We start from the raw sequence: 4,630 nt of genomic DNA on the forward strand, positions 1-4,630 counted from the left end.
ATGAAGTACACGGCATTCAGTTTGAGAGGAATATAGTCGCCGATCAACGGGAGCTTGCCGGTATAGCTCGTGGGCGCGCGTGCGATCCATAGGGCTAGAACAAGACCCGCCAGAGTAATGAGGGCAAGCCGGACGACTGGATCCTTTAGGAACGTTCCGGCATCTCCCGCAGATGTTTCGCTCATTTACCGTTCCCCTCTTGCTGTCGCACGTGCTACTCGCACAATTTCTTGGCCTCGTTGGACAGGCCATCGCCAAGTGATTGAGAAATCTGCTCGCCAAGCGCCTTCACGACGTCGCCGAATGTCCCACCAGCGGAAAGAAGCTTGATGTCTCGGCGGCTCACCACGCAGGTGGTGAGGTTCATTTCCGCGTCGAAACTAAGTCGGGCCGAGACGTTACCTTTCAGGGCCGCAGCGTCCGATGTGCGGCAAGTCAGTGAACCTATGGCTCTTGCTGTCGCAAGATCCCCTTTCACGTCGACGGCGAATTCTTCGATTTCGACTTTCTCGAATTTGTCCACACCGATGCTGAACAGCCCAGTCTTTACCTTTAGCGACTGGCAAGGCTGGGCTTTCTCTATCGCATTCTCGAGGGCGTTTCCGGCCTCCGCAGACGACGATAGGGCCAGCAACACGGAAGTGACGAGAAAAACTCGCCAGAGTCCGGATGGTCCAGGCGATACAGGTTTGTTCGGTGTGGCCATAGCCGTCAGCCCTCGCGGGTTCATGCTAACTCTCCTTCCATCGATCCGTGGATATGCTTTTGTTCTTGGCGCATGGCCCACGGCCCTGCGCCAGTTCGTCGTCGGTCAGGGCGGCGCGAGCGTACCGTCTGGATCGACATCCTCCTTCCGCTCGCTGCGGATGAAGTGATCGAGGCGCGTTACCGTTTCGAACTCGGCGTGGTTGCGATATGAGCCGAATTTGAAATATTCGCGCTCCTTCGCGAGAAAGGGCTTAAAGCCGATAACGCCCTCGGTTTTGGAGATCTTTTTCCCGTCAGCCCAGATTTCAATCAGACCTGTTTTGTCGGAGACCAGACGCAGGTGATAAACCATCGTCGTCCATTTGCCGAACGGATCGGGTAGCGAATTATAGCGGGTGACCGACAACCCTTGCGCACAGCCGGTCAGGCCCGGGAGCGACAACGGGGCTGCTCCATGGGCGAGATCCTCGGCGTCATGGCCGACCGACAGCATCTGGTTTTTCATCAACGAGAAGAGTTGCGCCGGCTTGACGAGCGTATGTGCATTGCCGAATCCGGGTTCGACCGGCGCGGTCTCCTGCGAGGCGATGAAAACGCGGCAAAGGACGTTCTTCGGGTCACGGTTCGGATCGGCGTTATCCTGTTCGATGGAGACGGTGAAAGCTCGGCCGTTGAAACGCTGGGCAAGGATAGGAGCGTCTTGCGGGGAGTTTGTTTGTTTCCATTGTCCGATCACAAATCGTCCTGTGGTCGGCGTGATGCTTGCATCGACGAACATGTCGAAACGGTACCAAATGTCGGTGCCCATCGGCGCCAGAACCTTCTCCGCTTCCCACAGTTCCGAGCGTTCGCTGCCATCGCGATCGTAGGTGCCGTCTTCACGCGCGCATCCTTTGGGATGCCAGGCAAAGGCCAGCACATTATTTTGCGGCAGCGCCCTGACGATCTGTGTTGCCGCTGACCTTGCCTCATCCGGGATTTTGCCGAAGGAGAACCTGTTTTCGTCCCGACCGCATGAAAACCAGTTGTCGGACACGCTCGTGGCATCGAACTCGTCTCGGACGGTCGGCGACGCCGCATTCGCATTCGGAGCGCCCGCAATCAGCATGACGGCCAGCGCATAACTCAGTTGCATTTTCAATGGCCGGTCCTCCTAGTTCATCTTGATGGCTAGACTGCTGGGGCAGTGATCGGAGAGGCGCACCTTGTCGCCCGGCGTCGGGTTGGGCCAGGGAAATTGCTTTTCCGATTCCGGCACGATCATGGCTGCGGCCCGGGTGCCGTAGAGGAAGAACTCGATGGGAAGAATGTTATAGTCGTCGGGGTTGGCGATGCCGGATGGGTTCGGCTGGCGGAATTCGCGCCAACATGTCGACATGTTTTCATAGGGCTGCCGGAAGAGTTGAGCATCCGACCGCGGATCCCTGTCGTGACCGGTCTTGTCGGCGCTATAGCCGCTCAGTGCAATCCAAACTTCATCGGGGATCGCACCCGGCTGCGCGTCGAGGCGGCGATTAAAGTCACCGACAATCATCCACGCTTCACCCGCGGTTTCGCGCGCCTCGATCCATTTGCGAAGCGGATACATCTGCTGTCCCAAGGTATCGCATGCCCGGCTGGCTGGCTGTCCAGTTGCCGGATCAGTGTTCCAGAGTTTGAAACTGATAAAGTCGTCGAAGCAGCCACTCTTGAGATGAACATCAAGCACCCGCACCGTCGAGCCGCCCGGTGATTGGATCGTGACGTCCAGGCCCCACCGGATCCGGCGGATCGTTCCGTTGTCGTCAAAGGTGACATCGAGCGGTTTATAATCTGCCGCAGAAATGATCTTCAGCTGTGAGTTCGGCCGCAAGGCCACTGCCGGGTATTGAACGCGCGTCGCAGTCGTCGGCTTGACAGCGGTCATGCCATTCTTGGTACAAACTGGAGCGATATTCTGGCCCTCGGCTTCCGCAAATTGGCCACTGATGCAATGCTCCCAACCTTCGGCCACTGGAAAAACCGCGTCCAGCGCAGACGGGCTTGTGACCTCTTGTAGAAACAGGACATCTGCGGATACAGCGTCACGCCAGTGTCTGAGGTCGGCGTAATCCTGCTGCGTGCGGATATGATCATCGGGAAAAACGGTCTTGGGGTCGCCGGGGTAGACCAGCGTTTGAATGTTCCAGTTGCCGAGTGTGAAATCCGCCGCCACGGCCTGGATCGGCGCGGCCATTCCGAAAAGCGCTACACATATCAAACGTCCCAGCATTTTTCCCTCCGAGATCTTGGTCATTCACGCGGCATGTCGCCATCCACATCTGCAAGGTGCACGTCGTCGGACGCTTTGCCCTCAGTCTTTCGTGCTCAGCAACGACCGTTCTTCATTGAGCTTGTCTTCGCGCGGGGGCGGCATTTCAGCGTCGGGTCCTTGCTCAATGCGGGCGAGGAACCGAACGGCACTCCTGCTTGGCATGAACAGGTAGGCTCCACCGCGCACCCGCACGAAATCCTTTATCCCCGTCAGGTTCAGCGGGCCGCGCGCCGATGGGATCGTCAGCCGCCCCATGCCGCCCCCACGACCGGTGATCGGATCGACTTCGTTTTCCAATCCGTGAAACTGCCAGGCTGTGGCCCAGGTCTGCTGAACGAATTCGAACTGACGTTCGATGTCGGCATTGAGGCACATGAAAAGGAGACCGGGCTTTTGTTCCTCCGGATCGCTACCGCCAACTGCGTCAAAGCCTCGTCCAACGCGCAGGATGCGATGGCGATTGACGATCGAAAGCTCATCCTTTGAGCCCGGCGCCAGACTGTCACGAGGATTGGACCGCCGAATGTGAGCGCCGAAGGGACAGCGCTCGCCGAGCGGATCCTCGGCCCCAGGCAGGAAATCGTTGTCGGGCCGAAACGCTGCGCCATCGTACTTTCTCGTTGCTGGACCATGCGGGTAGCGCACCAGCGAGGAACCATCCTTCCAGCGACCGACCATCTTGGCGCCGATCCATTCCGGCAAAAGCTCTGGATCGAGTTGATCCGGAACCGCGGGATGACCGGCATAGCGTTTAGCCGCGTCGTCGACGTAATCGTTAAAGTCATCGACATATTGCGCAAGCTGGCGGATGACCAGGAAAGTCCCGTTTCGCCCGAGGTCACGGGCGGCAGCCGCGCCGCTCGTCGCGAAATCGGGCTGAAAAGCGCCGCGGGAATGCTTCGGATCGGCGAGCGGCAGAAGATTGTCAGGGTCCATCGCGGCCGGCACCTGCGGCGATGGCGGGAAGAAGCCGCGCGTGTCGGGATAGCCGAGCAGGAATTCCCCTGGCTCGACCGCATGGATGGCATCCGACTGGCGCATCCAGCGCCGCGTGCCCTTTATGATCGGTTGCGAAATGCCATCGGCAAAGCCAAAGGGCTCCCTGACCATTTGCGCTGCCGTTTCACCCGGCCTTGGCTTCGGCAATGGCGTCGGTGTCACCTGATGCAGCACCTTTCCTCCGGCGGCATCGATGCCCGAGCTCAACTCGCTGGCATATGAGACAAGAGTGGTTTGTGAATCTGCGTAAAGCAGCAGCGTCGCGTCGATTGCTTTTTCCGGCCCGCCCCACAGCCATGTGCCGGCTTTGTCATCGCCGGTATCGGCAAGCAGGTTGGCCCGGCCGGGCGAACCCATCCCCAAGCGGAATGCGGTCGGGAAGGAGTCCCCGACATCGGAAGGCAGGCCCAAGCGTTTCAAGCCATCCGCCGTCAGCGCGAAAATCAACACCTTGTCGGCCGGGGGTTGATCTCCGAAGGTGATCTGGTCCTCGATCGATTCTAGCCAGGCGCATGCCTGTTTGGGGTCGTCGGAAAATTTGATCGCAAGACATCTCGCATAAGGGTGTTTGCTCAAGCCGCCGTATAGCAGCGTCTGGACCTCGAAGGTTTCAATCAACGTCGCCGGCCT

Annotated in this window: 4 protein-coding genes and 1 pseudogene; all 5 read right to left on the reverse strand. The window is 58.9% G+C overall.

From position 1 onward, the window contains the following. A pseudogene (locus AS026_RS09540) lies at positions 1 to 185 on the reverse strand (hypothetical protein); the annotation flags it as partial. Positions 186 to 214: 29 nt separating this feature from the next. After that, the gene (locus AS026_RS09545) at positions 215 to 730 is read right to left on the reverse strand and encodes an LBP/BPI/CETP family protein (RefSeq protein WP_062369541.1); all 516 of its coding nucleotides are present in this window, start codon (positions 728 to 730) and stop codon (positions 215 to 217) included. Positions 731 to 811: 81 nt separating this feature from the next. Continuing rightward, a complete protein-coding gene (locus tag AS026_RS09550) occupies positions 812 to 1,843 on the reverse strand; it encodes a heparin lyase I family protein (RefSeq protein WP_245307409.1) in 1,032 nt (343 codons plus the stop codon). Between the two features lie 18 nt (positions 1,844 to 1,861). Further along, the gene (locus tag AS026_RS09555) at positions 1,862 to 2,959 is read right to left on the reverse strand and encodes an endonuclease/exonuclease/phosphatase family protein (RefSeq protein ID WP_062369543.1); all 1,098 of its coding nucleotides are present in this window, start codon (positions 2,957 to 2,959) and stop codon (positions 1,862 to 1,864) included. 81 nt (positions 2,960 to 3,040) lie between these two features. Next, on the reverse strand, positions 3,041 to 4,630 hold a 1,590-nt coding region (locus AS026_RS09560; protein ID WP_425349779.1), incomplete at its 5' end, for a Dyp-type peroxidase.

Source organism: Rhizobium altiplani (assembly GCF_001542405.1).
GTDB lineage: Bacteria > Pseudomonadota > Alphaproteobacteria > Rhizobiales > Rhizobiaceae > Rhizobium > Rhizobium altiplani.

Coding starts and splice junctions, on each gene's coding strand:
- AS026_RS09545 (WP_062369541.1), bottom strand. CDS start 730: ATGAACCCGCGAGGGCTGACGGCTATGGCCACACCGAACAAACCTGTA.
- AS026_RS09550 (WP_245307409.1), bottom strand. CDS start 1,843: ATGCAACTGAGTTATGCGCTGGCCGTCATGCTGATTGCGGGCGCTCCG.
- AS026_RS09555 (WP_062369543.1), bottom strand. CDS start 2,959: ATGCTGGGACGTTTGATATGTGTAGCGCTTTTCGGAATGGCCGCGCCG.